General features: G+C 52.6%; 24 protein-coding genes. 16 read left to right on the forward strand and 8 right to left on the reverse strand.

Features of this window, described 5'->3' with window-relative positions:
* Nucleotides 1–317 precede the first annotated feature (317 nt).
* The 3 genes from J2I47_RS05860 (at nucleotide 318) to J2I47_RS05870 (ending at nucleotide 3168) form a co-directional block, all read left to right on the forward strand.
* The gene (locus J2I47_RS05860) at nucleotides 318–2585 is read left to right on the forward strand and encodes an aconitate hydratase (protein WP_207363611.1); all 2268 of its coding nucleotides are present in this window, start codon (nucleotides 318–320) and stop codon (nucleotides 2583–2585) included.
* Nucleotides 2586–2713: 128 nt separating this feature from the next.
* Nucleotides 2714–2893 carry a hypothetical protein gene (locus J2I47_RS05865; RefSeq protein WP_207363612.1) on the forward strand — a complete coding sequence of 60 codons (180 nt, stop codon included), beginning with the start codon at nucleotides 2714–2716 and terminating at the stop codon, nucleotides 2891–2893.
* Nucleotides 2881–3168, forward strand: coding sequence for a type II toxin-antitoxin system RelE/ParE family toxin (locus J2I47_RS05870; protein ID WP_207363613.1), 288 nt, complete (start codon nucleotides 2881–2883; stop codon nucleotides 3166–3168). The genes J2I47_RS05865 and J2I47_RS05870 overlap by 13 nt, the downstream gene beginning before the upstream one ends.
* 114 nt (nucleotides 3169–3282) lie before the next feature.
* Here the strand turns inward: J2I47_RS05870 and J2I47_RS05875 are convergent, their stop codons facing one another.
* Complete coding sequence (locus tag J2I47_RS05875) at nucleotides 3283–5181, reverse strand: AAA domain-containing protein (RefSeq protein ID WP_207363817.1); 1899 nt, start codon at nucleotides 5179–5181, stop codon at nucleotides 3283–3285.
* Between the two features lie 78 nt (nucleotides 5182–5259).
* On the opposite strand from J2I47_RS05875, the gene J2I47_RS05880 reads away from it, so the two are divergent.
* Together J2I47_RS05880 and J2I47_RS05885 are read left to right on the forward strand one after the other, a co-directional pair.
* Nucleotides 5260–5685, forward strand: a complete 426-nt coding sequence (locus tag J2I47_RS05880) for an element excision factor XisH family protein (protein ID WP_207363614.1) — start codon at nucleotides 5260–5262, stop codon at nucleotides 5683–5685.
* On the forward strand, nucleotides 5673–6014 hold the full coding sequence (locus tag J2I47_RS05885) for a XisI protein (RefSeq protein WP_207363615.1): 342 nt from the start codon (nucleotides 5673–5675) through the stop codon (nucleotides 6012–6014). Before J2I47_RS05880 ends, J2I47_RS05885 begins: the two co-directional genes overlap by 13 nt.
* Nucleotides 6015–6127: 113 nt before the next feature.
* Here J2I47_RS05885 and J2I47_RS05890 read toward each other — a convergent pair whose 3' ends face one another.
* Nucleotides 6128–6913, reverse strand: coding sequence for an NIPSNAP family protein (locus tag J2I47_RS05890; protein ID WP_207363616.1), 786 nt, complete (start codon nucleotides 6911–6913; stop codon nucleotides 6128–6130).
* A 67-nt stretch (nucleotides 6914–6980) separates the two neighbouring features.
* Here J2I47_RS05890 and J2I47_RS05895 point away from each other — a divergent pair, with 67 nt between their 5' ends.
* From J2I47_RS05895 to J2I47_RS05905, 4 genes are all read left to right on the forward strand, one after another.
* Nucleotides 6981–7688 (forward strand): glucosamine-6-phosphate deaminase, encoded by a 708-nt coding sequence (locus J2I47_RS05895; protein WP_207363617.1) that lies wholly within the window; start codon nucleotides 6981–6983, stop codon nucleotides 7686–7688.
* 44 nt (nucleotides 7689–7732) lie between these two features.
* Nucleotides 7733–7855 (forward strand): hypothetical protein, encoded by a 123-nt coding sequence (locus J2I47_RS26765; protein ID WP_262899002.1) that lies wholly within the window; start codon nucleotides 7733–7735, stop codon nucleotides 7853–7855.
* Nucleotides 7856–8101: 246 nt separating this feature from the next.
* A complete protein-coding gene (locus tag J2I47_RS05900) occupies nucleotides 8102–10744 on the forward strand; it encodes a DUF7133 domain-containing protein (protein ID WP_207363618.1) in 2643 nt (880 codons plus the stop codon).
* Nucleotides 10745–11164: 420 nt separating this feature from the next.
* Complete coding sequence (locus tag J2I47_RS05905; RefSeq protein ID WP_207363619.1) at nucleotides 11165–11374, forward strand: hypothetical protein; 210 nt, start codon at nucleotides 11165–11167, stop codon at nucleotides 11372–11374.
* Between the two features lie 168 nt (nucleotides 11375–11542).
* Here J2I47_RS05905 and J2I47_RS05910 read toward each other — a convergent pair whose 3' ends face one another.
* Both J2I47_RS05910 and kdsB read right to left on the reverse strand, forming a co-directional pair.
* Nucleotides 11543–12724 (reverse strand): glycoside hydrolase family 5 protein, encoded by a 1182-nt coding sequence (locus J2I47_RS05910; protein ID WP_207363620.1) that lies wholly within the window; start codon nucleotides 12722–12724, stop codon nucleotides 11543–11545.
* Between the two features lie 81 nt (nucleotides 12725–12805).
* Nucleotides 12806–13549 carry a 3-deoxy-manno-octulosonate cytidylyltransferase gene (gene kdsB / locus J2I47_RS05915; protein WP_207363621.1) on the reverse strand — a complete coding sequence of 248 codons (744 nt, stop codon included), beginning with the start codon at nucleotides 13547–13549 and terminating at the stop codon, nucleotides 12806–12808.
* 93 nt (nucleotides 13550–13642) lie between these two features.
* Here kdsB and J2I47_RS05920 point away from each other — a divergent pair, with 93 nt between their 5' ends.
* From J2I47_RS05920 to J2I47_RS05940, 5 genes are all read left to right on the forward strand, one after another.
* Nucleotides 13643–14881: a LysM peptidoglycan-binding domain-containing protein gene (locus J2I47_RS05920; RefSeq protein ID WP_207363622.1), complete on the forward strand. Its 1239-nt coding sequence runs from the start codon at nucleotides 13643–13645 to the stop codon at nucleotides 14879–14881.
* Nucleotides 14882–15006: 125 nt separating this feature from the next.
* Nucleotides 15007–15219 carry a hypothetical protein gene (locus J2I47_RS05925; protein WP_207363623.1) on the forward strand — a complete coding sequence of 71 codons (213 nt, stop codon included), beginning with the start codon at nucleotides 15007–15009 and terminating at the stop codon, nucleotides 15217–15219.
* 191 nt (nucleotides 15220–15410) lie between these two features.
* The gene (locus J2I47_RS05930; protein WP_207363624.1) at nucleotides 15411–16220 is read left to right on the forward strand and encodes a TIGR02757 family protein; all 810 of its coding nucleotides are present in this window, start codon (nucleotides 15411–15413) and stop codon (nucleotides 16218–16220) included.
* Between the two features lie 239 nt (nucleotides 16221–16459).
* Nucleotides 16460–16885 (forward strand): DUF4231 domain-containing protein, encoded by a 426-nt coding sequence (locus J2I47_RS05935; protein WP_207363625.1) that lies wholly within the window; start codon nucleotides 16460–16462, stop codon nucleotides 16883–16885.
* A 33-nt stretch (nucleotides 16886–16918) separates the two neighbouring features.
* Nucleotides 16919–18718 carry a toll/interleukin-1 receptor domain-containing protein gene (locus tag J2I47_RS05940; protein WP_207363626.1) on the forward strand — a complete coding sequence of 600 codons (1800 nt, stop codon included), beginning with the start codon at nucleotides 16919–16921 and terminating at the stop codon, nucleotides 18716–18718.
* 20 nt (nucleotides 18719–18738) lie between these two features.
* Here J2I47_RS05940 and rodA read toward each other — a convergent pair whose 3' ends face one another.
* From rodA to J2I47_RS05955, 3 genes are all read right to left on the reverse strand, one after another.
* Nucleotides 18739–20016, reverse strand: coding sequence for a rod shape-determining protein RodA (rodA, locus tag J2I47_RS05945; RefSeq protein WP_207363627.1), 1278 nt, complete (start codon nucleotides 20014–20016; stop codon nucleotides 18739–18741).
* A 77-nt stretch (nucleotides 20017–20093) separates the two neighbouring features.
* The gene (locus J2I47_RS05950; protein WP_207363628.1) at nucleotides 20094–22070 is read right to left on the reverse strand and encodes a peptidoglycan D,D-transpeptidase FtsI family protein; all 1977 of its coding nucleotides are present in this window, start codon (nucleotides 22068–22070) and stop codon (nucleotides 20094–20096) included.
* Nucleotides 22071–22211: 141 nt separating this feature from the next.
* On the reverse strand, nucleotides 22212–23234 hold the full coding sequence (locus J2I47_RS05955) for an SMP-30/gluconolactonase/LRE family protein (protein ID WP_207363629.1): 1023 nt from the start codon (nucleotides 23232–23234) through the stop codon (nucleotides 22212–22214).
* A 120-nt stretch (nucleotides 23235–23354) separates the two neighbouring features.
* Between J2I47_RS05955 and pyrE the strand changes: the two genes are divergently transcribed.
* Nucleotides 23355–24002: an orotate phosphoribosyltransferase gene (pyrE, locus tag J2I47_RS05960; protein WP_310587630.1), complete on the forward strand. Its 648-nt coding sequence runs from the start codon at nucleotides 23355–23357 to the stop codon at nucleotides 24000–24002.
* 115 nt (nucleotides 24003–24117) lie between these two features.
* Nucleotides 24118–24912 carry an SDR family oxidoreductase gene (locus tag J2I47_RS05965; RefSeq protein ID WP_207363630.1) on the forward strand — a complete coding sequence of 265 codons (795 nt, stop codon included), beginning with the start codon at nucleotides 24118–24120 and terminating at the stop codon, nucleotides 24910–24912.
* 114 nt (nucleotides 24913–25026) lie between these two features.
* Here the strand turns inward: J2I47_RS05965 and J2I47_RS05970 are convergent, their stop codons facing one another.
* A complete protein-coding gene (locus J2I47_RS05970; RefSeq protein ID WP_207363631.1) occupies nucleotides 25027–26346 on the reverse strand; it encodes an amidohydrolase in 1320 nt (439 codons plus the stop codon).
* Between the last annotated feature and the right edge of the window lie 60 nt (nucleotides 26347–26406).

Below are 26406 nucleotides of genomic sequence, written 5' to 3' on the forward strand. Positions count from 1 at the left end.
GTCTCCGTTGTCGCTCGGCTCCAGCCGAGTGACCCATATCTAAGGGCCTCCGGCCCGTAATGCAACGTTGAGACACGTTGGCCTACATCGTTCAAGTTCAAGCTACGGGCCGGAGGCCCTTAGATATGGGTCGCTCGGCTGGAGCCGAGCGACAACGGAGAGCGCGCGAAGCCACATGCGTCAGCAAATTCATCATTCATCACTCATCATTCATCATTCCTTTCCCTTCCTTAATTTTGGGCCTGTGAACCAGCACCCGTGATGGTGGGTTGTTTTTGTAGCGAATCCTTTTTTTCACCCGTTAATACTTTAGCAGAATGGCTTTTGATGTAGACATGATTCAGCGCGTGTACGCGAACCTCGGCGAACGCGTACGTGCCGCCCGGCAGGTAGTTGGTCGCCCGCTGACGTTGTCAGAGAAAATTTTATATACACACCTCTCCGGCGGCTCGGCTACCGAATCGTTCGAGCGGGGCAAAGCCTACGTCGATTTCGCCCCTGACCGCGTAGCCATGCAGGACGCCACGGCTCAAATGGCCCTGTTGCAGTTCATGCAGGCGGGTCGCCCGAAGGTTGCCGTACCCTCGACGGTACACTGCGATCACCTGATTCAGGCCGAAACGGGGGCCGACCATGACCTGTCGACAGCCAAAAGCAAGAATAAAGAGGTCTATGACTTCCTGGCCTCTGTATCCGATAAGTATGGCATCGGTTTCTGGAAGCCCGGCGCAGGGATCATTCACCAGGTGGTGATCGAAAACTACGCCTTCCCCGGTGGCATGATGATTGGCACCGACTCGCACACGCCCAACGCGGGTGGCCTCGGCATGGTAGCCATTGGCGTGGGGGGTGCCGATGCCTGCGACGTGATGGCGGGTCTGCCCTGGGAGCTGAAAATGCCCAAACTTATTGGCGTGAAACTGACCGGCAAGCTCAGCGGCTGGGCGTCGGCCAAAGACGTGATCCTGCGTGTGGCGGGTATCCTGACCGTGAAAGGCGGAACGGGCTGCATCGTGGAGTACTTCGGCGACGGTGCCGAAAGCCTCTCGGCTACCGGCAAGGGCACGATCTGCAACATGGGAGCCGAAATTGGCGCCACCACGTCGATTTTCGGGTATGACGAAAAGATGGCCAATTACCTCCGCGCCACCAGCCGCGCCGAAATTGCCGATCTGGCCGACGGTGTCAAAGCCGACCTCCGTTCCGACGAGGAAGTGTATGCCGACCCCGCTACGTACTACGACCAACTAATTGAAATCGACCTCAATACGCTGGAACCCCACGTAAACGGTCCCTTTACGCCCGACCTCGCCTGGCCCCTGTCGAATTTCGCCAAGGCCGTGCGCGACAACAACTGGCCGGAGAAGCTGGAAGTGGGTTTGATTGGCTCATGTACTAACTCCAGCTACGAAGACATGACCCGGTCGGCATCCATCGCCGCGCAGGCTGCCTCAAAAAACCTGAAAGTAAAAGCCGAATTTACGGTAACGCCCGGTTCGGAACTGGTACGGTTCACCGCCGAGCGCGACGGTATCCTGAACACGTTCGAGCAAATGGGCGGCGTAGTGCTGGCCAACGCCTGCGGTCCCTGCATTGGGCAGTGGGCGCGGCATATGGACGACCCCACCCGCAAAAACTCGATCATCACGTCGTTCAACCGGAACTTCGCCAAGCGCAACGACGGCAACGCCAGCACCCACGCCTTCGTGGCCTCGCCCGAAATCGTGACTGCCTTCGCCATCGCCGGCGACCTGACGTTCAACCCCATGACCGACACGCTGACCAACGAAGCCGGTGAGCAGGTGAAATTCGACGAACCACAGGGCATCGAGCAGCCCGTAAAAGGCTACGCCGTTGACGACGCCGGGTATCAGGCCCCCGCCGAAGACGGTTCGGGTGTGCAAATCCTGGTGTCGCCCACGTCGGATCGCCTGCAACTGCTGGCCTCGTTCCCAGCCTGGGAAGGAACCGACCTGAACGGCCTGAAACTGCTGATTAAAGCCAAAGGCAAGTGTACCACCGACCATATTTCGATGGCCGGTCCGTGGCTGAAATACCGCGGCCACCTCGACAATATCTCGAACAACATGCTCATCGGGGCGGTGAACTTCTACACCGAGAAGACTAACTCGGTAAAGAACCAGCTGACCGGCGAATACGGCGAAGTACCCGCCGTGCAGCGGGCCTACAAAGCCGCGGGCGTTGGCTCGATTGTGGTGGGCGACGAGAACTACGGCGAGGGTTCATCACGGGAACACGCAGCGATGGAACCCCGTTTCCTGGGTGTACGGGCCATTTTGGTGCGTTCGTTTGCCCGTATCCACGAAACAAACCTGAAAAAGCAGGGCATGCTGGCCCTCACCTTCGCCAACCCCGCCGACTACGACAAGGTGCAGGAAGACGACAGCATCGACATTAAGGGCCTGACCACCTTCGCTCCCGGTCAGCCCCTGACCGTGGTGCTCCACCACGCCGACGGCAGCACCGATGAGTTCCCGGTAAACCATACCTACAACCAGGGCCAGATCGAGTGGTTCAAAGCTGGTGCCGCTCTGAATTTGATCAAGATGCAGGTGCAGGCATAAAGCAGTAAACAGTATAGGTTTTGGAAACCTATGAGGTTTAAGCTACCGTAAAACGCCCGGATTGCCGCAAAGTGGTTCGGGCGTTTTATCGGTCAAACTGGCTATATTTGACTAAATTGGAATCAGTCATGACGAAAGAAGCCGTACAGAAAGTGGTCGATACCTTACCTGACGAGGTAACTATTGATGATATCGTAGAGCGCCTGATACTCATTCAGATTTTTGACGAAGGCCGGAAACAGTATGAAGCAGGTCAGTTTGTCACTCATGATGAGGTAGGAAAACGACTCGAAAAGTGGCTCAAGTAATTTGGACAGCCCGTGCTGCAAACGAAATCACTGAAGTAGCTGAGTTCATTGGCGATTTTTCAGTGAGCTACGCTAAACAGTTCGTTAGCCGCGCCTACGAACGAACAGGCCAACTAGCCAGTTTCCCTGAGATGGGCCGTATGATTCCTGAAATCAATAAGTCTCAATACCGCGAACTACTGGAAGGAAATTACCGCATCATGTACGAGTTGTTAGATACAGATTTAGTTCTGATTCAACGAGTTATACATCAATCCCGCAACTTTAAACCGTAGTCGTACAGGACCAAAGGTCTTTAGAGACTTTACAGGTTTGACAATGCCCCCGATAGCCAATGACTATCGGGGGCATTGCCAGTTATACACTACTTTAAATCATACCCAGACAATTCACATCCATTCCCAGGCACTTTGGTAGGCATTTAGCTCTTCGGCGTAGGTGATGAAATCGGCGTAGAACGGGTGGCTTCCCAACGTGCCACTATCGCCGATCACGACTAGTTTTTTCCGGGCGCGGGTCATGGCTACGTTCATCCGGCGAATGTCTGACAGAAAACCAATCTCGGCCTTGTCGTTGCTGCGGGTCATGGAGATATAGACGATGTCGCGTTCCTGCCCCTGAAAACTGTCGATGGTATTGACCGAGATGGCCGACCGATACGGTTGCAGATCCGGCGCGTGGTCTAGTTGCTCATTCAGGACAACCAGTTGTTGTTTGTACGGTGAAATAACGGCAATACTCGGAAAATGGGCAGGTGAATAGAACTCGCCTAACTGAGCAACCGTCTGCGTTAAATGCCTGATGACCAACGCCGCTTCTTCCGGGTTGGTGGAACTGGTGCCCTCCAGCTTTTCCTCGAAGCCACATCCCGCCGTATCGATAAACGTTAACGCAGTGTCGCCTGGAAACAGCGCATGATGGGCTACCGACGCGTGTGCCCGTAGCTGATTGCCGTAGAATACCCTGCCTGAGTAACCCATGATGTGTTCGTGCATTCGGTACTGTTCGTCCAGCAGGGTTACGGCTTGGGGGTACAGCGCAATACACGTTTCGAGCAGGGTGGTACTTAATCCATTTCGGGCCGCCTCCGCCGACTTGATCGTGGGAGAAAGCTGGTAAGGATCGCCCGCCAGTATTACTTTTTGAGCTTTTAGCAGAGGTACCCAGCAGGCAGGCTCAAGGGCCTGGCCGGCTTCATCAATGACCACCGTATGGTAATTGCGGTTGCGGATGGTGTAGTGATTGGCCCCCACCAGCGTGGCGGTAATCACCTGCGCCTTGCCCATCAGATCGTCGATGATGTATTGCTCGGTGGTGGCTACGTCCTTCATGATCCGGTGCGCTTCGTCGAACAGGGCTTTGCGCTGCTCACGCTCGGCTTTACCAAAGCTTCGCTTGTATTTGTGGGCCATGTTTTTGAACTCACCCGCCTGCTTCTTCAGCTTTCTGGCTTCCTTCATCTGGCTATGCTCCGCCATTTTGTGGTCCAGGGTCAACGCGGTCAGGCGTTCAGAAATACGGCTTGGATTGCCCACTCGCAGTACATTCAACCCCTCGTCGTGCAGCTTTTCGCTCAGCAAATCGACCGCCGCATTGCTGGGTGCCACCACCAGTATCTGTTTGTGGTCACGGCTAATCAGTGCCTTAATAAGCTGCACCAGCGTGGTGGTCTTACCCGTGCCGGGTGGGCCGTGCACAATAGCTAATTCGTTGGCAGACAGACTTTTACGAACGGCCTGTTGTTGGCTATCGTTCAGCCGGGGAATAACTATATCCGGGCCATCGGGCAGAAACGTAGGCGATGCCGCCCCGATCAAGGTGTTGATCAGGCGATTCGTACCGGCATCGGCCAGCCCGTTAGCCTGTTTGAGGGCCGCCTGCATTTCGTCGTAGCTGGAATCATCGAATAGCATGTCGATGCCCAGTTTTCCGTTGCGCGACCAGTCGGGCAGCTCGTCGGTCAGCAGCGTAATCTTGAGCCGGTTGCCGTTTTGGTACGAGATGGTGCCCTCTACGCGATCTGTTTTTGGGTCGTGATTACTGAACAGCACCGCTGGTACGCCCCCCCGCAGTTGATGGGTAAGGTCCTGATGGGTAGTCCGCTCCACCTCGACGGTCAGGTAATCGCCCAGCCCCAGTTCGGAACCACGAATGGCAATAGGATACCAGGTCAGGCCATTGGTCCTGCGCTCGGCAACGCTGCTCGACTGGGTGAGTTGTTGGTATTGGTAGCGGTCTTCTTCCCGTTCTAGTTGTAGTAGATCCTGTAGCTTTTTAAAGTAATCCATCCACGAAGGTAGCTTATCAAAAATGCGCTCCTGACCAAGATGCACTGTAGCTACTACCATTTGCTCTTAACTTTAGACATGGCAAAAGACGTATTCCACGATATGGTTCGGCTAGCTCTTCAACAAGCTGGCTGGACAATTACACACGACCCCTACCCTATTCGGCTGCTGGGTTTAGACCTTGACATTGATCTGGGTGCAGAAAGAGTAATTGCTGCCGAAAAAACTGAGAATGACCATGTAGAGAAGATAGCTGTTGAAGTAAAAAGCTTTCTGAGTGTTTCGTTTATGCGCGATTTTCACAATGCCGTTGGGCAATACACAAATTACCGTCTGTTGATGGATGAGCAAGAGCAGGACCGTGTACTATTTTTGGCTGTGCCTAAGTCGGTTTATGACCGTCGGTTTCACGTACCAGGTGTTCAACTGATTTGTGAGCGGGCCAATATTCATTTGGTTATCTTTAATGAAAACACACAAACTATTGAGCAATGGGAAAAATAGAGCAGTACCAATCGTACGTTCTGAATATCCTGAACGATTACGCCAAGACGCAACCTATGAATATGCATGATGTTGACAATCAGGTTATTAAAGACGAAGAAGGACATCATTACGTATTAATAGGAACAGGCTGGAACCAGAAGCTTTTCAGTTATTCAGTCATTTTTCACTTCGATATCAAGCCCGATGGCAAGATTTGGATCATGGCGAACAATACCGACGCTGACGTGGCTGAAGATTTGGAACTTCAGGGTGTGCCAAAATCCGATATTGTGATTGGTTTTCAGCCCAAAGAGTACCGTCAATATACCGGCTATGCCACAGCATAATTAGTACGGTACAGTATAGCGATTTACACTCCTCATTTTGCTTAGAATGCGTTCACAAAAAATGCCCTGGGTACGTACCCAGGGCATTTTTTATAAGGAAATGACGTACCCAACTAAATCTCTGAATACGCCGCTGGATGGAGCAGGTAAATATCGGCGCGGAGGAAATTGTGGGCGTATTCGGGAAGGGCGTTAAGGGACTTCCAGGCGGGGTCGGCGCTAAACGATTTCCAGTGGGCATCGCGGTCGGCTTTGCTGGCGAAGGAAGTCATGTACATCATGCTCGGCAGTTTGGCCCCGGCTTTCACCTGTCCGCAAAAAATGGTGTTGAAACCCAGTCGGCTGAAAATATCCAGCTCGCCGTTGTTGAACTGGGCTATTTTGGCTTCGTGCAGTTTTTCAGTGGCGGCTTCGTAGAGGCGCAGTTCGTAGATGCGCTCGGCGGGAGTACCGGTCAGTTTAGGGGCAATCAGGCTGGGCATACCGGCGAAGGCCTCCATCAGTACCGATTCAAAACCTTTATAGGCGGGCTTGTCGAAAGCGGCGTTGAGGTAATCCTGCCCGGCAGTGGCGTATTGCTTGTCTTTCGCCAGCGTCTCATTCAGGCCCGCAAACTGATCAACCGATTTGAATGGAATCAGCACGTACACCAGTGAGTCGGCTTCGGCGGGCTTGAAAACACCTATTTTACTGATACCCGCCCGGTGCAGCGCGGGCAAATACGCATCTTTCAGGTAAGCATCCAGCCGGTCGCGCTGGCTGTTGTCTTTGAGGTGGTATACTTTAAGCTGATAATATTCACGCCTGGGGGCGGCGGCGTATAGTTGGCTTAGGCTACAAAGCAGGGCGGCAAAAATGCCCAGAACAAACGTTGACTTGGTACTGCTAAACTTGGTCATGTCGGAAAATTGGTTGTCTGTAACAGCAAAGCAGCGTAGGCCCGAAACCTCATTGCCTTTGTCCAGTATGCAACAACGTACCTTCCCCGACCACGCGGCCCTCTCCCACCACACCGCCGACTACATTGCCGATCTCGTTCGCCAGAAACCAGACGCCGTGCTCTGTCTTGCCTCCGGCGACACGCCCAGCGAAACCTTCCGTATCCTGGCCGCAATGGTTCAGGCGGGTCAGCTCGACCTGAGTCAGTGCCGGTTTATTGGCCTCGATGAGTGGGTCGGTTTCGGCCCCACCGACGAAGGCAGTTGCGGCTACCTGGTTTACCGCGACCTGTTTACGCCCGCCAGCATCCGCCCCGAACAGATTACGTACTTCGACGCCAAAGCCGCTGACCTGCAGGCTGAATGCGCCCGCGTCGATGCGGCCATTGCCGATTTTGGCAAGCTCGATTTGCTGCTGGTGGGCATTGGCATGAACGGCCATATCGCCCTCAACGAGCCAGGAACGCCGTTCACGCTTCGTTGTCACGTGGTGCAGCTCGCCCAGTCCACTATTGATGTCGGACAGAAATACTTCACAAAACCCACGCCTCTTTCGCAGGGCATCACCCTCGGCCTGCAACACCTCACCGAGGCCCGCGACGTCGTTCTGATGGCCTCCGGTGCCCGCAAAGCGGCCATCGTCCACGAAGCCCTCCATGGCCCTATCACCGAACAACTCCCCGCCAGCATCATGCAGACAGTGGAGCAGGGGAAAGTTTTTGACTCTAAAATATAGACTATATAATCAAGACACGGCGGAAACCTTACGGGTCCTTTGTCGTGAAGACGACGCTCAACCTTCATGATCTGCTGATCGGTAATCCAACAGTAGCCGCCTCGGGCTTTGGCGAAGAAGCGCCGGGCCCTGTTGTGCTGGCGTTGGAGCCACAGATGGAGACGTAATAGACCGGTGGGTAGTCGGCGTTTTTGCCCCCTTCGCTTTGTCCTATACGTAGGCAGCCGGCGAGGTTTTTCCGGCCAGCGTTCTAGTCATCATTGCGCGTATCGGCTGATTTTTGACGGACTGAAAACCGTGCCTGTTTTCTTCTGGAGCATGGGTAGCGAACCCCATAAATATACTTCCCATTAACGGGTACCCTACGGCGTTTAACACGCCTCAACTACTGATTTGATCTAACAACCAACGCGATGAAATCTCAGTTAGCTCTCCTGTTCATTCTGCTGATCGGCATTTGGAACAGTACAGAACAAAACAGCGCGGAAAAAGCAGCCAGCTACCCGGTACTAAGCCAGGCCGATTCGCTCCGCAACGCCAGCAACTGGCCAGCCGAATTCACCATCACCAATTTTGCCAGTGCCGATCTGGTGCCGAGTCCCGCCTGTCTGGCTGTTGCCCCAACCGGCGAAGTTTTTGTGGGGGTAGATATGATTGGCTCACTGGGTAAAAAGCCGGGTAACGGGCGCATTGTCAGGCTCGTAGACGTCAACAACGATGGCAAGGTAGACAAGAGTACCAGCTATGCCGTAGTTGACAATCCGCGCGGCCTTTTGCCGGTGGGCAATCAGCTTTTTGTGTTACACACCATCTTCTCTAAAGAAACGGGGCTGGCAACGGGTATGGACCTGGTGGTTTTCGACGATAAAAACGACGACGGTGTGGCTGATGGCCCATCCCGGCCGCTCATCGAACACATTAGCAATCCGGTTTTTTTGAAAAGCCGGGGAACAGACCACGCCACCAACGGTATCCGGATGGGTATCGATGGCTGGATTTACATTGCCGTTGGTGACTTTGGGTTTCACAATGCCGTTGACCGGTCGGGCACGAAACTGACGATGCTGGGTGGTGGCATCGTGCGGGTTCGCCCCGACGGCACCGGCATGGAAGTTTATACGCACGGCATGCGTAACATTTACGACGTAGCCATCGACCCCTTCATGAATATGTTTACGCGGGGAAATACGAACGACGGTGGGGGCTGGAATATCCGGTTCAGCAACCAGATTCAGTCGGGCGAATACGGGTACCCCGTTCTGTTCAAGCACTTTACCGATGAGATCCTGCCGGCGTTAGTCGATGTAGGGGGCGGTTCGGGTACGGGTTCTCTGTTTCTGGATGATGACACCTGGCCTGCCAGATACAACCAGGTGCCCATGATGGCCGACTGGGGCCGGAGTCAGCTTTACATCCACCGGGTAACGGCAGATGGCCCCAGCTTTACCCAGAAAGAAGAGGAGTTTGTGAAACTGGCGCAGATTACCGACGTCGACATCGATGCGTCGGGCCGGGCGTACCTGTCGGCCTGGGACGGGGCGGGCTATTCTGGTAATCCGAACAAAGGGTTTGTGGTGCGGATGGTACCCAAAAACTGGTCGTACAAACCCTTCTCACCCCTCTCTAAACGTTCTGTCAGGAAACTGGCCGAACTGCTCAAGTCGGGTAGTGGCGTGGCTCGCCTGGCCGCCCAGCAGGAAATGCTGACCCGCCCCGCCACCGACGCTGCAAAAGCGGCCTGGAGAATTGCTGCCGACACTAAACTGCCGGTAGCGAACCGGGTTGCGGGAATGTACACCTACGCCCAGGCGGCCGGGGCCAATGGTATCGCCGATCTCGTTACACTAAGCACGGAACCGGCCATGCGGGAGTATGCCCTCCGCGCCCTGGCCGACCGGAAGTCGCTGCTTGCTCAGGTACCCATCGAGCCGCTTATGCAGGGACTCAACGACCCGTCGGTGCGGGTGAAGACGGCGTCTATCATTGGGTTGGGCCGGTTAGGTCGCCCGGAGGCTGCTCCGGCGCTGTTGCAGGTGGGGGTGCCCGCTTCGTTTGCGGCCCCCGCACTCGGTACCGAAGGCCCACACGCTACGCCGAACCCCGCTATCATCCCGGCCCACTTAGCCATGCGGGCGCTCGTTAGTCTCAACGCAGTCGATGCCTGTGTGCAGGCCATTGGCACGTCAAGCAATACACTGGCCCTGTGGGTGTTACGCTACATGCACGACCCAAAAGCCGTAGATGGGCTGATAGCCGCTTACAAAAAGACAAACGATACAGCCCTGAAAAACCAGATTCTCGTTACCCTGTCCCGGCTCTACAAAAAGGAAGCAGACTATGATGGTTCCTGGTGGTGGAGCACCCGGCCCGACACGCATGGCCCGTACTACAAAGCGGTTACCTGGGCGTCGTCGCCCGCCATCCATGACTTTCTGATGGCCGAATGGACTACGTCATCGGACAAGAAATTCTTCACCGACTTGAACAGCCGGCACCGGATGGAAATCGCCGAATTTGGTCAGGACTCGGTGGTGGTTGCGAAAGAAGAACCCAAAGTGGATCTGGAAAAGATCAGGAATAAAAAGGGACAGGTGGGTGAGGCATCTATTGAAGATGTCATGCTGGCGATGGCTCGACTAAAGGGCGATGCCCAGGTTGGGAAAGTCCTGTTTGCCCAACAGGGCTGCATTAGCTGCCACAGCTTGAGCCGCAATGAAACCATGAAAGGTCCTTACATGGGGCAAATTGGGTCGATTATGAACCGTGAACAGATTGCCGAGTCGATCCTGAAGCCTAATGCGTCTATCTCGCAGGGATTCAGTACGGTTATGATTACCGCAAAAGGCAACAAAAGCTATACTGGCTTTGTAACGGAAGAAACGGCCAACAAAGTGGTGATGCGGGACGTAACGGGCCAGGTATACACCATAAAAGCAACAGATATTTTATCCCGTAAGGAATTGGACACCTCTATGATGCCCACGGGTCTGGTAAACGCCTTGTCGTATGAAGAGTTTGCCTCGTTGCTCACCTTCCTGTCTAACCAGAAGAAGTAAGGCCTGTTACGTGCCTGATAGCGTTTGACGAAATGAAAACGAGAAATGCCTGTTTTGGTAGAAGGCTGCCTGCTAAAACCCTGCTGGTTGGCTGGTGTGTATTTATAGTCGGTTTGACCGCTTTCGCTCAGAAACCAACGCCGTACACGGCCTTTAAACCTGGTGCCGTTTGGCTCGCGGATGATGGCCTTCCCATCGACTGTCATGGGGCAATATCCTTTACGTTGATTCGCTGAAAACGTTTTACTGGTACGGTGAACACCGGGGAGAGCCCAGGGGCGCATCGTGTTACTCGTCGAAGGATCTCTACAAATTGAAAAAACGAGGGTGTATTCCTGACAAAAGGTATAATTGAGACGGTTGAACGCCCTAAAGTGATTTATGATGCTGCGAGGCGTCAGTATGTGATGTGGTTTCACTATGATGGCAACCGATACGCCATTGCTGAACTGGGCGTTGCCATCAGCAACAAACCCACCGGCCCATTCGTGGTTCAGAACCATTACCGGTCCAACGGGCATGAATCGCGGGATATATGTATTCCTGCCCATTACCATTACTCAGAATGGCAAGATGGAACTTCATTGGTACAGTGAGTGGAATCTAAAGCTGTTTACTGACCCGTCCTGAAAAGTTCTGATGTTGGCCTTTGCCAAAAATGGCTTTGGGTGCCTGACCAATCAGGCTGCAGGCTTTTACCCAAACATCCACATCCTGCGTACAGGCGGGGCTCTGAATGGATAATGTAAATGGGCTGACGCAGGAGCATGTTCGCGTCAGCCCATTTACATTATCCATTCAGAGTCCCAGCGCCGTTTTCAGCGTGGTGTTAATCTGCACGCCGGTACGGTTGTTGGCATTTTTGTAGGAGATATAGCCGAAGCCTTCGTCGTATTCCCACATGGTCCAGGCAATCTGATAGGCTTCAAGCGCTTTGCGCACGTCGCCTAAATAAGCACAGCGGGGCGTGTTGCTTACGTACGTTTTGTAGACGCCAAACTCGTTGCACGACACCAGCACACCGTTGTTGGTGGCCCAGGTGTTGATGCGCCCTACGTCGGTCATGATTTTGGCGGCGTTCCAGTTTTCGGTGCCGTAGTAGAGTATCCATTGTTTGGCCGTGGCATCGCCCGCGGCGTTCGCCGCCGACTGCACGTTGGTGGGTGTTGAGGGATAGGGCAGATTTTTGATGTAGCCAAACGTCGGTGTGATCCAATTCGCCCCCTGATGGGTGAACACCATGGGCGAATAGTAATGAAAATTCCAGAGCACATTTTTGTCCGTGGGCGTCACCGTCAGTAGGGCGTCCATTGAACTCCAGTCGGGCGCAGTAGCTATGATTACGTGGTTAGGCGTGACCGACCGGATAGCCGAAATCAGACTATCCTGCGCGGTTCTATACCAGGCCGGGTTAGTACTGGCCATGTGGGGCTCATTCATGACCTCGAAAAATACCTGCGTGTTAGGCTTGCCAGAGAAATTGGCCGCTACCGCTCGCCAGTAGGCTTGGGCTTTGGGTAAAAACGTGGGGTCATTGGCCAGTTTCTGCTCGAAATCACTGTCGCCTGACGCGTGGATGGGGTCAATAATAACCGCTAGCCCAGCCGCCAACAGGCCGTTTACGCCCGTATTCAGCGCCGCCTGCGTAGCAGGATTCAATATGCCGGGGGTAGCTTCCTGGAAAAGTTGGTTAGGGCCGATGGGTATGCGTACGTGCAGAAAACCCTGTGCTTTGATCTGGCCGAAGGCGGTGCTGGTAAACCGGGTGGTAAACTGCGACGGACTGGCCCCCGACCCAAACCAGCTGCTGAGGTTGATACCCTTTTTCAGAGCCGGAATACCGTTGGGATACTGAGCCAGCAGCGTGCCCGGTGCCCCTACCCTTGCCGATTGGGTTGAACCAGTTTGACTCCCCACTTCCGGCGATTGGCACCGGCTCAAAAGGAACACGGCAACCACAGCGATAGACAATAGACGCATAGTAGATTGGTAGATTAACTGTTGATTATTAGTCATTTAACTAATCACAAACATACTCAACCTCCGGTATGCATGTTTGTTTCAGACCCGGTCTAGTTGAGCCAGTGCCCTGCTCAGATCGTCAGGCGTGTCGATGCCGATGGTCTCCAGGTCGGTCTCTACCGTACGAATGCGGAAGCCGTTTTCGAGCCATCGCAACTGCTCCAGCGCCTCAGCCCGTTCCAGTGTCGACGGAGGCAGCTGTGTGATTTGGGCCAGCACGTCGGTTCGGTAGGCATACAGACCAATGTGTTTGTAGTAGGGCTGGTGATCGAGCCAGTTAGCCACAGGCTGATCGCGCTGGTAAGGAATGGCCTGACGGCTGAAATACAGGGCTTCGCCAAGTGCGCTGATTACCACCTTAGGGGAATTAGGGTTCTGCAGTATGGCCGCATCGGTAATGCGCTTGATGAGCGTGGCCAGTTCGACGCGCCCGTCCAGCACCGCCGTAAGCCGGTCAATCTGAGCCGGTTGAATAAACGGCTCGTCGCCCTGGATGTTCACCACATACGCATATGAGCCGCCCAGCTGTTGCAGCGCGTCCTGGCAACGGTCGGTGCCGCTTTGATGATGCGGGCTAGTCATCACCACTTCGCCACCGAAGGCCATAACATGATCATGAATGCGGTCATCGTCGGTGGCAACCACCACGCGGCTGAGCGACTGGGCCTGCCGGGCCTGCTCCACCACCCGCTGAATCATGCTTTTTCCACCAATGTCGGCCAGGGCTTTTGCCGGAAAGCGGGTAGAGGCATACCGGGCGGGAATTATACCAAGAAGGTGCATACAGGCGTTTTTTGGCAAAGATGCCCGCTTTTTACTTAGTTTTACAAATAGCCGCCGGAGGCTTCGACACCGATTCCCGGCGGAAAAGCACCCATGAATGTAGCCACACACGCACGCCTTTCTCTCCTCCTGCTCACTTGCCAGCTTGCCGTTGGCGCCACCGCCGTTTTTGCAACTACCTATCCCATTGACTCTGTGGGCGTTGAACGTAGGGACGGCCGAAAATACGTCCTTCATCGCGTGGATCAGGGGCAAACGCTTTATGGTGTTGCCCGCCGCTACGGGGTCAATGTCAACGACATAAAAACGGCTAACCCCGACCTTAGCGACGGGGGGGTGCGGTATGATCAACTGCTGCGCGTACCGGTTTCTGACGTAAAACTGTCGCGCCGTGAGCAGAAAGACGTAGAGAAAGCCATTCGGAAAGACGAGAAAGAGAAAGCTAAAGCCGCCAAAGACACGGAGAAGATCATTGCCGACTCTGAAGCCGCCGACAAAGCCGACGCAAAAGCGCAACGGCGCACTGACCGGCGCGAGGAGCGCATGACGGTGAAAGAAAACGAAGGCGTTCATATAGTTCAGAGTGGTCAAACGCTCTACAGCCTTGCCGTGCGTTATGGCGTGACCATGGCCGAACTACGGGAGTGGAACCACCTTGGGGCCGACGGTATTCAGGTGGGCCAATCGTTGATTGTCAACGCCAGTGCCGCCACCAAAGCAGGTACGGGTTCGTCAACCGCCGCCAAACCGGCCGAAGCTAAACCTGTCTCGACAAAGGCGAAACCAGGTGGCGAGTCGGCGTCGGCCCGCAACACAACCCCGGCCGACGAGCCTGCGCCTACCCGTCTGGAAGCCAAACCCATTGTGACGCCTGAGCCGCCATTGACTCCCGGATCAAAGCCGAAAAGCAAGCCGGCCACCACCGCGAAACCAGCCGCAGAGCCTAAAAAAGAAGAACCTACCACCACGGCGGAGCCCGTCAAGCGCGAATCACCCAAGGCTGAATCGCCCCGCCCCGCCCGGCCCACCGCCGACCCTGAGCCCACTGTAGCTCGGTCGGGACGGGTGCATTCCGACGTTGGTTTTGCCGATGTGATTGAAGGTAATGAGCCGAATACCAAATACTTGGCCCTCCACCGGTCGGCACCCGTGGGTACGCTGGTACAGGTACGCAACGACATCAACAACCAGAGTCTGTACGTAAAAGTGATCGGCAAGCTTCCCGATACGGGCATCAATGACCAGGTGATTATCCGCCTTTCGGCCCGCGCTTTCGAGAAACTTTCACCCAATGGTCAGCGTTTTCGAGCCGAAGTGAGTTATACGAAATAAAAGGCAGTTCAAGGTTTAATGGCTAAGGGTCAACGTTGGCTTACGCAGAGGTTATGCCAGAAGGGAGCCGGGCCTGCGTAAGCCAACGTTGACCCTTAGCCATTAAACCTTGAACTACAAAAGCTATGGAATCCAAAGAAGAGCGAGTTGCCCGTCGGCATCGGGAGCGGGACGAGAAAATGCGGGCGACGCCTGGGTTTAAAGCATTCAACGTCATGTTTGTGCTGGCCTACCCGTTCATTGCCGTCTTCACATTTGTTATCTCCTCAGTCCTGGCTGTTATGTCGGGTGTGTCGCGCGCAGGTGCATGGCTTGCCAGCGGCGGGCGGAGCAAGTGAAGGGAGTTTAACGTCTAAAGTTCAAGGTGGCTTCGCGTTCTAGGCTTCGCGTTCTGGGCCCTTCGACAAGCTCAGGGTGACAACGACATTGAATCATTGTAGGATACTTTCTTATTGGCCTGTCACCCTGAGCCTGTCGAAGGGCCCAGAACGCGAAGCAACGTTAAACTTTAGACGTTAAACTCTTCAAAATGCCCCAACTAGAACAGGTAAAATTGTTGCTCAATGTGAAGGCCGATTTCTATAATCGGCCTTCCTTTATTGAGCGCGATCCCATCAGCATTCCGCATCAGTTTACGCACTTGCAGGACATCGAGATCATGGGATTCTGGGCAGCGGTACTGGCCTGGGGGCAGCGGCCCGTGATTTTGCAGAAGGCCAATGAACTGGTACAACTCATGGAAGGCCGCCCCTATGATTTTATCCGGTATCACGAAGACAGCGACCTAAAGCGGTTTCTGACGTTCAAACACCGCACCTTCAACACTACGGACACGCTTTATTTCCTGCATTACCTGAAGCAATATTACGCCCACCACGAATCGCTGGAAGATGCGTTTATCCCCGACGATGGCGGCACCGACAGCCCCACCACAGAACCCCACCTGATTGCGTTTCACGACCGGTTTTGTGACACTACGGGTGAGAAAGGCCTGTTTTTTCCCGAACGCACCCGCAAACACATTGCCACGCCCGCCCGCAATTCGGGCTGCAAACGGCTGAACATGTTTCTCCGCTGGATGGTCCGCCGCGACGATAAAGGCGTTGATTTTGGTCTCTGGCGGCGCATCCGCCCCGACCAGCTCGTGATCCCCATCGACGTACATGTGGGTCGGGTAGCCGCCAAGCTGGGTATCCTGCCCCTGAAAGCCGACGAAACCCCAAAAACCGACTGGAAAGCCGCTGTAACCCTCACCAATGTCCTCCGCCAATTCGACCCCACCGACCCCGTCCGCTACGACTTCGCCCTCTTCGGGCTGGGTGTGGAAGGCGAGATGTAACATATTCATATACATTTTAAAGACATTATATCATTATTAAAACATACGCTTAATCAATTGATAAAATGCTGTTTTAAATTTCAGTCACAAATGCTTTGCTTTGATATTACTTCCTAAATGTTATGAAGAGTATGCTTTAATCGCTACCCAGTGAATTTCGAGGCTTTCTTCAATCAACTTTTGCCTCTGGATATAATCAAAGTATAATCTCTATGAATTCTATTTTTTGCATCAACCTCATGACAACAGAAGATTACATTACTAGCAGAGTAGAAACTCAAATAGCATGGTATAACCAAAATGCTTCATTAAACAAAAAACTGCACTTCTTTTTTAAGATATCAGAAATTTTCCTCGCGGTTTCAATTCCTATTCTAACAGTTATTAAATATAATGACATAATCATTGCTGTTTGCGGCGGCGCCATATCTATTTTTGCAAGCCTGTCTTCTATACTGAGACCAAACGAAAAATGGAAACAGTATAGATCAACATCAGAAATCATAAATAACGAAAAATTTTTATTTCTTAGTTCTTCAAGACAGTATTCTAATCAAGGAAGTTATCAACTATTTGTCGATAAAATAGAATCTATTATTCTAAAAGAAAATCTTCAATGGAGACAGATTATTGTTAACCATGAAGAAAAAAAAAACAACAGGTAAATTTTAACTCTGAAATCAAATTTTCTGCGAACGATGAAAACCAATAGCAAATTAGTGACTGAGAAGACAAAAGTTTTCATTAGCTACAATCATAAAGATATACAACTTAGAAATAATTTGCTTTCATTTTTTGAGAAAAAACCTTTTGTTGACGTAATAGAGGCGAAATACGACAACGTAATTTCTGACAATCCGTCAGATCTTTATGGAACTATATCTAAGTTACTAAATAAGTCGCACATTGCAATTGCAATAATTACAAAAAACTGGCTTAAATCTAATAATACTAGAGATGAATTCACAAGAGCTCATGAAAGAAGAAAGACACTATACTGTTTATTTAAGAACGACGATGAAATAGATGAAAAAGACATTCCTTTTTTTATAAAAGGCGACTTGAGGTACGAATTTGATTCTAACACTTTTGATCAAAGAGCTTTTGAAGTTTGTAATTCTATAATGCAGTTTAGAAATCATTGGCAACTAAAAGCTTTAGATAAGATAAGGAAAATTGGAGACATTGTCGAAAGTGAAGGTAAAAGGGAGTATCTACGAAAGTACACTACTGGATATTTCGAAAAAAGGTTAGAGAGGACTGTGAACGAAATGGAAAGCGTAATCAAAGATTCTTTTTCATTAAATGTAAGTTACGAACAAAATTTTTTAGAGACGGCCAAACCTTACTTTGAGTCAGCCAACAGAATATTCGCTGTGAGCCTCATTGGAGTGTCAACTTTTTGGACAGACACTAATACCCCAAATCCTATAAAAAAGTCTTATTTAAAAGCCCAGAACGGAGAGGGTAGAGAGATAGTAAGGCTATTTGTCTTTGCTGAACCGAGAGAGGTAAATCATTATAAAAACGTTTTACAAGCGAATTATAATGAATATGGAAGAAATAAAGAGAAGGGGGGGGTCTTAGTTTGTTCTTATTCGAAATATGAGATTTTAATGAATAAATGGTTTTATGGCGATAATGGTCAAATTTTAAGTATCAAAGATCAAGATTTCGGCATTCTAATTTATGAACAAGACCATATGGATGAATTACTAGTCCACGAGGCTATTCTTTCAAATGGTCAGATGAATATTAAGCATATAGATTTTTCAGACCCTATATATGAGTCTAGAACACAATTTATTTCTGATTTACAGAAGAAGGAGAAAGAATTGGAAGAACTAGGTATTATTAGATGGGAAGACAAGTTATATGATGATCCAAATGCTTTTTCTAATGCTCTGACAGCTTTGTTCAAACAAAGTACAAATGTCAGAGATATAATTCATTCTATATACTTTAAGGTACCAAATTCAGTCGAGATCAAGATCGAATTTGAGAAAATTCTACTTGACTTTCAAAATATTCTAGACACAAATAAAAAATACTATAAAATTATAAATACGTACTTCCGAAGTAAGGCAGATCTACCATGGGAGGTCACAGATGGACGCACCGGTGGTAAATTGAGAATCTCCAAAGCTTATAATTATTCTTTTACGATTATTTTTAGCAATAGAGCGGCGTTATTAGACTATTATAGTGACGAGATGCATTCAAAAATTCGTCGTAAGCTATACACTTTGTTAAACCCTGAAGTATCTCCACTATTTGAAGCTGTTGAAAAGTTACTCGAAAAAAGAGATATGATGATAAAGATGTTTAGTGATGATGATGACGTTGAAATTTTGGACGCGCAAATTACTTACAAATATAAAGAAATCGAAAGATTGGTGATTGATCAATATGCTATCCGTACTGACTGGGTAAATAGCAATACTTCTGATTCAATTGTACAAAGAAGGGGCTATCAATTCCTTGACTACAACAGATAGCATATCCACTTACATTCACTTTAATTAAAAAGGGAATTCGTCCTTCTGGAGTCCAGTTTGAGGAAGATGAAGAGGAGCAGCGTGAAGGACCAGAGCGACGAGCCGCCGTAGCTGAAGAAGGGCAAGGGAATGCCGATGACGGGCATTAGGCCGATGGTCATGCCGATGTTGACCATCACGTGGAAGAAGATGATGCCCGCCACGCAGTAGCCATACACGCGGGCAAACTTGCTGCGCTGCTTTTCGGCCAGGATCACGATGCGGCTGAGCAGGGCCATAAACAGCATTATCACTACCATACTGCCAATGAAGCCGTGCTCTTCGCCGATGGTGCAGAAGATGAAATCGGTGCTTTGTTCAGGCACAAAATCAAACTTGGTTTGGGTGCCTTCCAGGAAACCCTTGCCGTCGAGGCGGCCCGACCCGATGGCTATTTTGGCCTGCGTCACGTTCCAGCCCACGCCCAGCGGGTCGACGTTGGGGTCGATGAGTACTTTAATGCGGTTGCGCTGGTGGGGTTGCAGCACCTTGTTCACGAAGAAGTCGACGCCCGTAGCCGTCAGCATCATGGCCCCGCCAATAAGGCCAATGCCAATTATGTTGCGTACGTTGCGGTTGTAGCGCGGCAGGAGCAGGATTACGATGCCGCACAACACGGCAATGCCTAAAAAGAGAAATTTAAACGGCACGATCAGGGCCAAAATCAGCAGGGCGGCCAGGGTGATGCCCGTCAGCGGAATCCAGCCGGGCAGACCTTCGCGGTAGAGCATGATCACAAACGAGGCAAACACGAGCGTAGAGCCGGTTTCGTTCGAGAGAATAATAAGCAGGGCGGGCAGGCCAATGATGCCGCCAATCCAGAGTAGGTCTTTCTGTTTGGTCAGGTTAATGCCCGGCTGATCAAGGTATTTGGCCAGGGCCAGGCTTGTGGCCAGCTTGGCGAACTCGGCCGGTTGCAGCGAAAAACCCCCGAATTTGAACCAGGAGCGCGATCCGTTGATGTTTGAGCCAAATACCATCACCAGCAGCAGCATCCCAATCATGAAGAGATAGAACACAAAGGCGAAGGTGTCGTAGAATTTATAGTCGATCACCAGCACGCAGATAATGAGCAACACTGACGTACCGATCCACATCAGTTGCTTCCCGGCGTTGGTGCTCATGTCGAAGAGGTGGGTTTGCTCTTCGGGGCTATAGACAGCGGCATAGACGTTGAGCCAGCCCATGAGCACACAGCCCAGGTACAGCACCACCGTCAGGGTATCAATATTGCGGGATATTTCAGCGTTACGGGCCATTTTGTAGAGGTGAGCAGTGGGTAAGCAGCAGTGGGCAGTGACTGACGCCAGCGTACTAATCCGGCGTAAGCCACTGCCTACTGCCCACTGCCAGCTATCTCCTTCCGCGCCAGGGTCAGCATTGGCCTGAGGCGACGGAGGGAATCATTAGGGAGGACTTTTTTGGTCGTGGTATCGGCGGGCTTTTTAGCGGCCGGAACGGCTACGCGTGGCTGGGGCAGCATCGACAGGGGCGGCATGTAGTTCTGCTTCATCAGCCATTCACTGAGTTTGGTGGCTTCGGTCTTCCGCTTCAGGTACCGTTCTGCTACCAGTGCCGCAGCCGATGCGGCAGCTACGCCACCCCAACCTGCGTTTTCCACGAAAACGGCAATCGCAATCTTTGGATTGTTCATCGGCGCAAAACCGATGAAGATCGAGTGGTCATGGTCGTGACCAAACCGGGCGTTCTGCGAGGTGCCCGTTTTCCCACAAAGCTCAATGCCGCTGATGTCGGCCTCTTTTTTCACCGTACCCGCCGCCACAGCCATGCGCATGCCCTCGATCACTGGAATGTAATACTGCGGGTCGATGTCAGTATAGTGTTTCTCCCTGTATTTCTCCGGAATGCCCTCGCCCAGTTTGCCGATGCCCTTAACATAGTGCGGCGCAATGTACCAGCCCCGATTAGCAATGATGGCGGCCAGATTGGCCAGTTTGAGGGGGCTGATCAGCAGTTCGCCCTCACCGATGCTCAGCGAGTAGATATTAGAGAATTTCCAGCGTGACTCGCCATGGTGCATGTAAGCGCGATCATAAAAACCCACGGTGGGCAGGTTGCCCCGCAGTTCACTGGGCAGATCGACGCCCAGCTTTTCGCCGATGCCGAATTTGATTACATGATCGTGCCATTCCTGCAAGCCAATGGCCGATGCCCTGAACGTGTTGGGGTTACCGTTATGGTAGATGTACTTGCGAAACACCTGGTAGAAATAAGGGTTGCACGAGTTTTGCACAGCCCCGCGCAGGTTGTTTCCACCCCGGCAGTGACACCGCATGGGTGAGCCTGCATGGCCGTAGTAGGTGTTTGAAAACAGCGTTCCCTGCTGCTGGGCAATGAGGGCCTGAATCAGTTTGAACGTTGAACCCGGCCGATAACTAGCCATTATAGGCCTGTTGATCAGCGGCTTATAGGGGTTGGCAATCAGTTTACGGTAGTTTTTAGAAAATAAACGCGACGACAACAGGTTGGGGTCGTAGGTGGGGGCCGATACCGACGTCAGGATCTCGCCGGTGCCAGGGTCAATGGCAATAATGGCACCTACTTTGTTCTGCATCAGGCTGTCGGCGTAGCGCTGCACATCGACGTCGATACTTGTGTACAGGTTCTTCCCGGCCACGGCGGCGGTGTCGAACTCACCATTTTTAAACGACCCCTTATCAACGCCCCGTACGTTTTGCATCATGTATTTGATGCCCCGCCGTCCGCGCAGTTCTACCTCGTAAGCTTCTTCCAGGCCATTGTGCCCAATGTAATCGCCCTGCCGGTAGTAGGGTGTTTCCTGGTTTTCGAGCTTCTTCTTGCTAATCTCCGAGACGTATCCCAGGGCGTTGGCCATGGTATGCGATGGGTACGTACGCATGGAGCTCATCACCGGCTCGAACCCCCGGTAATCGACCAGGGCGTCCTGAATTCGGGCATAGTCTTCTTTGGAAAGCTGCCGCAAAAACACCGACGGCTTCACGGGCGAATAGGCCTTGGCGATGCTCATGATGCTGTCGAACTCCGACAGGCTCAGGTCCATCATCCGGCAGAAAGCCAGCGTATCCGGAATCTTCACCCGCTTGGGCGTTACATACAAGTCGTAAACCGGTGTATTATAAACCATTAGCTTACCGCTTCGGTCATAAATCTGCCCACGGTAAGGCACTTCGATCACCCGTTTGATCGAGTTACTCGACGATTCCAGCGAGTAGCTGTCGTCCAGAATTTGCAGGTAAAACAGGCGGGCGGCGTAGAGCAAACCCACCAGACAAAACACCCCAATAATGATAAACTTCCTGTTCTCTAACATGGAACAACCCTCCTGATGTCAAGCTACGTTAGCTGCCGGGTTCACTACCTAGGCAACTATCACAAATTTACAGCGGAAGTAGCCAAGTTGCGACCGGTTTATTCGATGTATTTATGGTGTTTTATGGAGAAAAACCACCTGCTACCAACCCGCCCCCTTCGCCGTTGTTTTGATACGCAACAAATAGGCATCAGCGGTGATATAGAGCATGCTACCGTCGTCGCCCCAGCCGCAGTTGGCGGTGGCTTCGCCTGTTTCGATGCGGCCCAGCAACGTACCCGCGCTCGTTTTCGGATCAACGGCCAGCACAATAACGCCACCCGGACCACTCGACCAGATGTTGCCCTGCTGATCTACTTTTAGGCCGTCGGGGGCGCCTTTTAAACCCAGCTTCCAGAGTGGCGACACATCATAGACCAGCCGCCCCGCCCCTACCGAACCATCTTTCAGAACGGGATAAGCCATAATGACGGGTCGGTGTTCGTCTGACTGCCCCACGTACATCGTTTTTTGATCGGGCGAGAAGGCAATGCCGTTGGGCCGCGTCAGGTCGCGCACCACCAAGGATACCGCACCCGTCGGGTCGAGGCGATACACACCAAACAAGGGCGTTTCGCGGCCCGGATCGGCTTCTTTTTTAGCGAGGCCATAGGGCGGATCAGTAAAGTAATAGCTGCCGTTGGCATGTTGCACCACATCATTGGGGCTGTTGAAGCGTTTGCCCTGGTAGCGGTCGGCGAGGGTAATTTTGCCCCCCACCCCATTCAGCGGCATGGCCGAAACGCGACGGTCGCCGTGTTCACAACTGATCAGCCGTCCCTGAGCGTCGATGGTAAGGCCATTGCTGCCGGGTTCATCGCTATAGGTACCCCGCCCGGTATAGCCCGACGGCATCAGGAAGGGTTTGCAGCCATCGGCTTCGGTCCAGCGGAAAACGGTGTTTTTGGGTACGTCGGAAAAAAGCAGGTAGCCCGGTTCACCACCCTTCGCTTTCACCCAGACAGGCCCTTCGGCCCACTCGAAACCCGTGGCCAGCACTTCAGGCGCGGCATCTTTAGGTATTAATTTATCAAAACGCGGATCGAGCCGTACTACCTGCCCTTTATTGGTTTTAGTCTGGGCCAACAGGGGCAGCGAGAGGAAAAGGAAGAGAAGGGTTTTCATGGGTGTTTGGGAAAGGGATGCTGACTATTGACCATTACCATTTGCTTCTGCAACATCCAGCCTCTAATATCCAACGTCCAAGGTCTAATATTGCACCCAAATTAAATCAGCCAGCTACCTGTGTCTACTGTTGCTCAAACCGTTGCCCGTCACCTGCTTGCCGTGCAGGCTGTCCGCCTCCGTCCCGCCGATCCGTTTACCTGGAGTTCGGGCTGGAAATCGCCCATCTATTGCGACAACCGCGTAACGCTGGCCTTCCCGGAGGTACGTACATACATCAAGCACGCCCTTGCCGACGTAGTACGCACCCAGTTTCCAGAGGCACAAGTCATCGCAGGTGTGGCTACGGCGGGCATTCCGCAGGGGGCACTCATCGCCGACGAACTGAATCTCCCCTACTGTTACGTGCGCCCGGAGCCGAAAAAGCATGGGATGGGTAACCAGATCGAAGGTCGGCTAGAGGCTGATGCGTCGGGTTTACCGCCGAAAGTAGTGGTCGTGGAAGACCTGATTTCGACGGGGGGCAGTTCGCTGAAAGTGGTTGAAGCGCTGCGTCAGGCGGGTGCCGACGTGGTCGGCATGATCGCCATTTTCACCTACGGGTTCGCCCTCGCCGACGAGAATTTCGCCAATGCTGACGTAAAACTAGCCTGCCTGAGCAACTACGATATCCTCGTTCAGGAAGCCCAAACCCTCAACTATATCCCCGCCGATGCGCTGGCCTCACTATCTGCCTGGCGGCAAAACCCCGGCGAATGGAGGAGATGATTTACGACTTACGATTGACGAATTACGATTTTTGCTGACGCATCAACCTGCTGTAGAGCAAATTCTAGCGTCAGCAAAAATCGTAATTCGTCAATCGTAAGTCGTAAATCAGATCATGTTCAATCAAAAAACAGCCTGGATCACGGGTGCTTCGTCGGGCATTGGCGAGGCGCTGGCGGTGGAATTGGCCCGGCAGGGCGCCCGTCTGGTGCTCTCGGCGCGGCGCGAAACTGAGCTTCAGCGCGTGGCGAAAGCTACCGGATTACCCGCCGATGCCGTGCTGGTACTACCTCTCGACGTGACGGACGCGGCTGATCTGGCCGAAAAAGTCCAGACGGTACTGGCTCGTTTTGGGCGCGTTGATTATGTGTTTCAAAATGCGGGCATCACCCAGCGGAGCCTGGTGCAGGACACCGACCCGGTGGTATATCGACGATTGATGGATGTCAATTTCTTCGGAGCCGTAGCGCTTACGCAGGCCGTTTTACCCCAACTGTTGACGCAAAAAAGCGGCCATTTTGTGGTCACCAGCAGCGTGGCAGGTAAGATCGGTGTGAAGCAGCGGTCGGGTTATTGTGCCTCAAAACACGCCCTGCACGGCTTTTTTGACTCTCTCCGTGCCGAGGTAGCCAACGAAGGACTTCGCGTGACGATAGTTTGCCCCGGCTATATCCGTACGCCTATTTCCAGCAGTGCACTCAGTGCCAGCGGCGAAGTTTACGGAAAATCAGACAGGGCGCAGGAACAGGGCATGCCCGCCGACGAATGTGCCCGGCGCATACTGAAAGCCGTGGCGGCAGGCCGGGAAGAAATCTACGTCGGCGGACGCGAAATCTGGGGCATTTACCTCAAACGATTCTTCCCCGCCATTCTCTCAAAAATAATTCGGAACCGGAGGGTGGAAGGGTAAGGATTTACGATGTACGAGGTACGATTTACGATTTTTGCTGACGCCAGCGTACGCTTGCTTTAGCCCGCTGGCGTCAGCAAAAATCGTAAATCGTCATTCGTAATTCGTAAATCCTTACTTCTTCGTCATATAATCGACCGTCAGATGGCAGAGGGTGCGGACGCCGAGGGTGAAGCCACTTTCGTCGATCTGGAAATCGGGCGTGTGGTGCGGAGCGGCGTCTTCTAGTTTCTTGCCTTTCGTCATGCCGCCAAGGAAGTAAAAGAAGCCCGGCACCTTTTGTTGGTAGAAAGAAAAGTCTTCGGCACCCGTTTGGGCGGGCGTGATCTTCACGTTGTTTTTTCCGGCCACGGCTTCCAGCGTACCAACCATCCTGTCGGTCAGGGTAGGATCGTTGTAGGTGACAGGATACATAATCTTGATGTTCACGTCGGCTTTGGCACCGGCTGAGGCGGCAATGTTGGTAGCAATTTCGTTGATGCGGCGGTGTACCGTCTGCTGCGCTTCCGGGCTAAACGTGCGGATAGTACCAATCATGTTGGCCTCTTCAGGAATGATATTCTCGCGAATTCCACCGTGCATGGCACCCACCGTCACTACGGCCGCGTTATCGGTTAACACAAGATTGCGGCTCACAATGGTTTGCAAACCCATCACTACCTGGGCGGCCGTCACGATGGGGTCAACGCCCGACCAGGGGGCGGCCCCGTGCGTTTGCTTCCCCCGAATCTTGATGGCGTAGGAATCAACGGCGGCCATGGTGGCACCGGGCCGGTATTTGATCGTGCCTACTTCTGTTTGCGAGTTGATGTGCAGCCCGAAAATGGCATCAACTTTGGGGTTTTCCAGTACGCCTTCTTTCACCATCAACTGCGCACCCCCTTCTTCACCCACGGGTGCACCTTCTTCGGCGGGTTGAAAGATAAACTTTACCGTACCGGGCAAATCGGCTTTCATCGACGCCAGCACTTCGGCGGCTCCCATCAGCATGGCCACGTGGCTGTCATGCCCACAGGCGTGCATCACCCCCGTTTGCTGGTTATTGTATTCGGTCGTGACCGTCGATTTGAAGGCGAGGTTCACCCGCTCGGTCACGGGCAGGCCATCCATATCGGCGCGGAGAGCCACCACCGGACCGGGTTTGCCACCCTTGAGCAAACCAACCACGCCGGTTTTTCCTACACCCGTTTGCACCTCGATGCCCAGTGCATGTAAGTGGGCGGCAATCTTGCCTGCGGTACGCAGTTCTCTATTGCCCAGTTCGGGATTCTGATGGAAGTCGCGCCGCCAGGCAACCACCTTTGGCTCAATGGCTGTAGCCATCTGGTCAATACGGGCCTTTATAGGTATACTCTGCGCTTGAACGTCATTTATAACACCACAGAAAAATCCTATTGAAGCAGCGAATAAACCGATTTGAGAATAGATACTCATGTAAATAGTCAATTTAAAGTTGCAAAATATTTATTGGCGAATTTAGGCTTTTTGCCAAAC

The organism is Fibrella rubiginis (genome assembly GCF_017353185.1).
GTDB classification, from domain to species: Bacteria; Bacteroidota; Bacteroidia; order Cytophagales; family Spirosomataceae; genus Fibrella; species Fibrella rubiginis.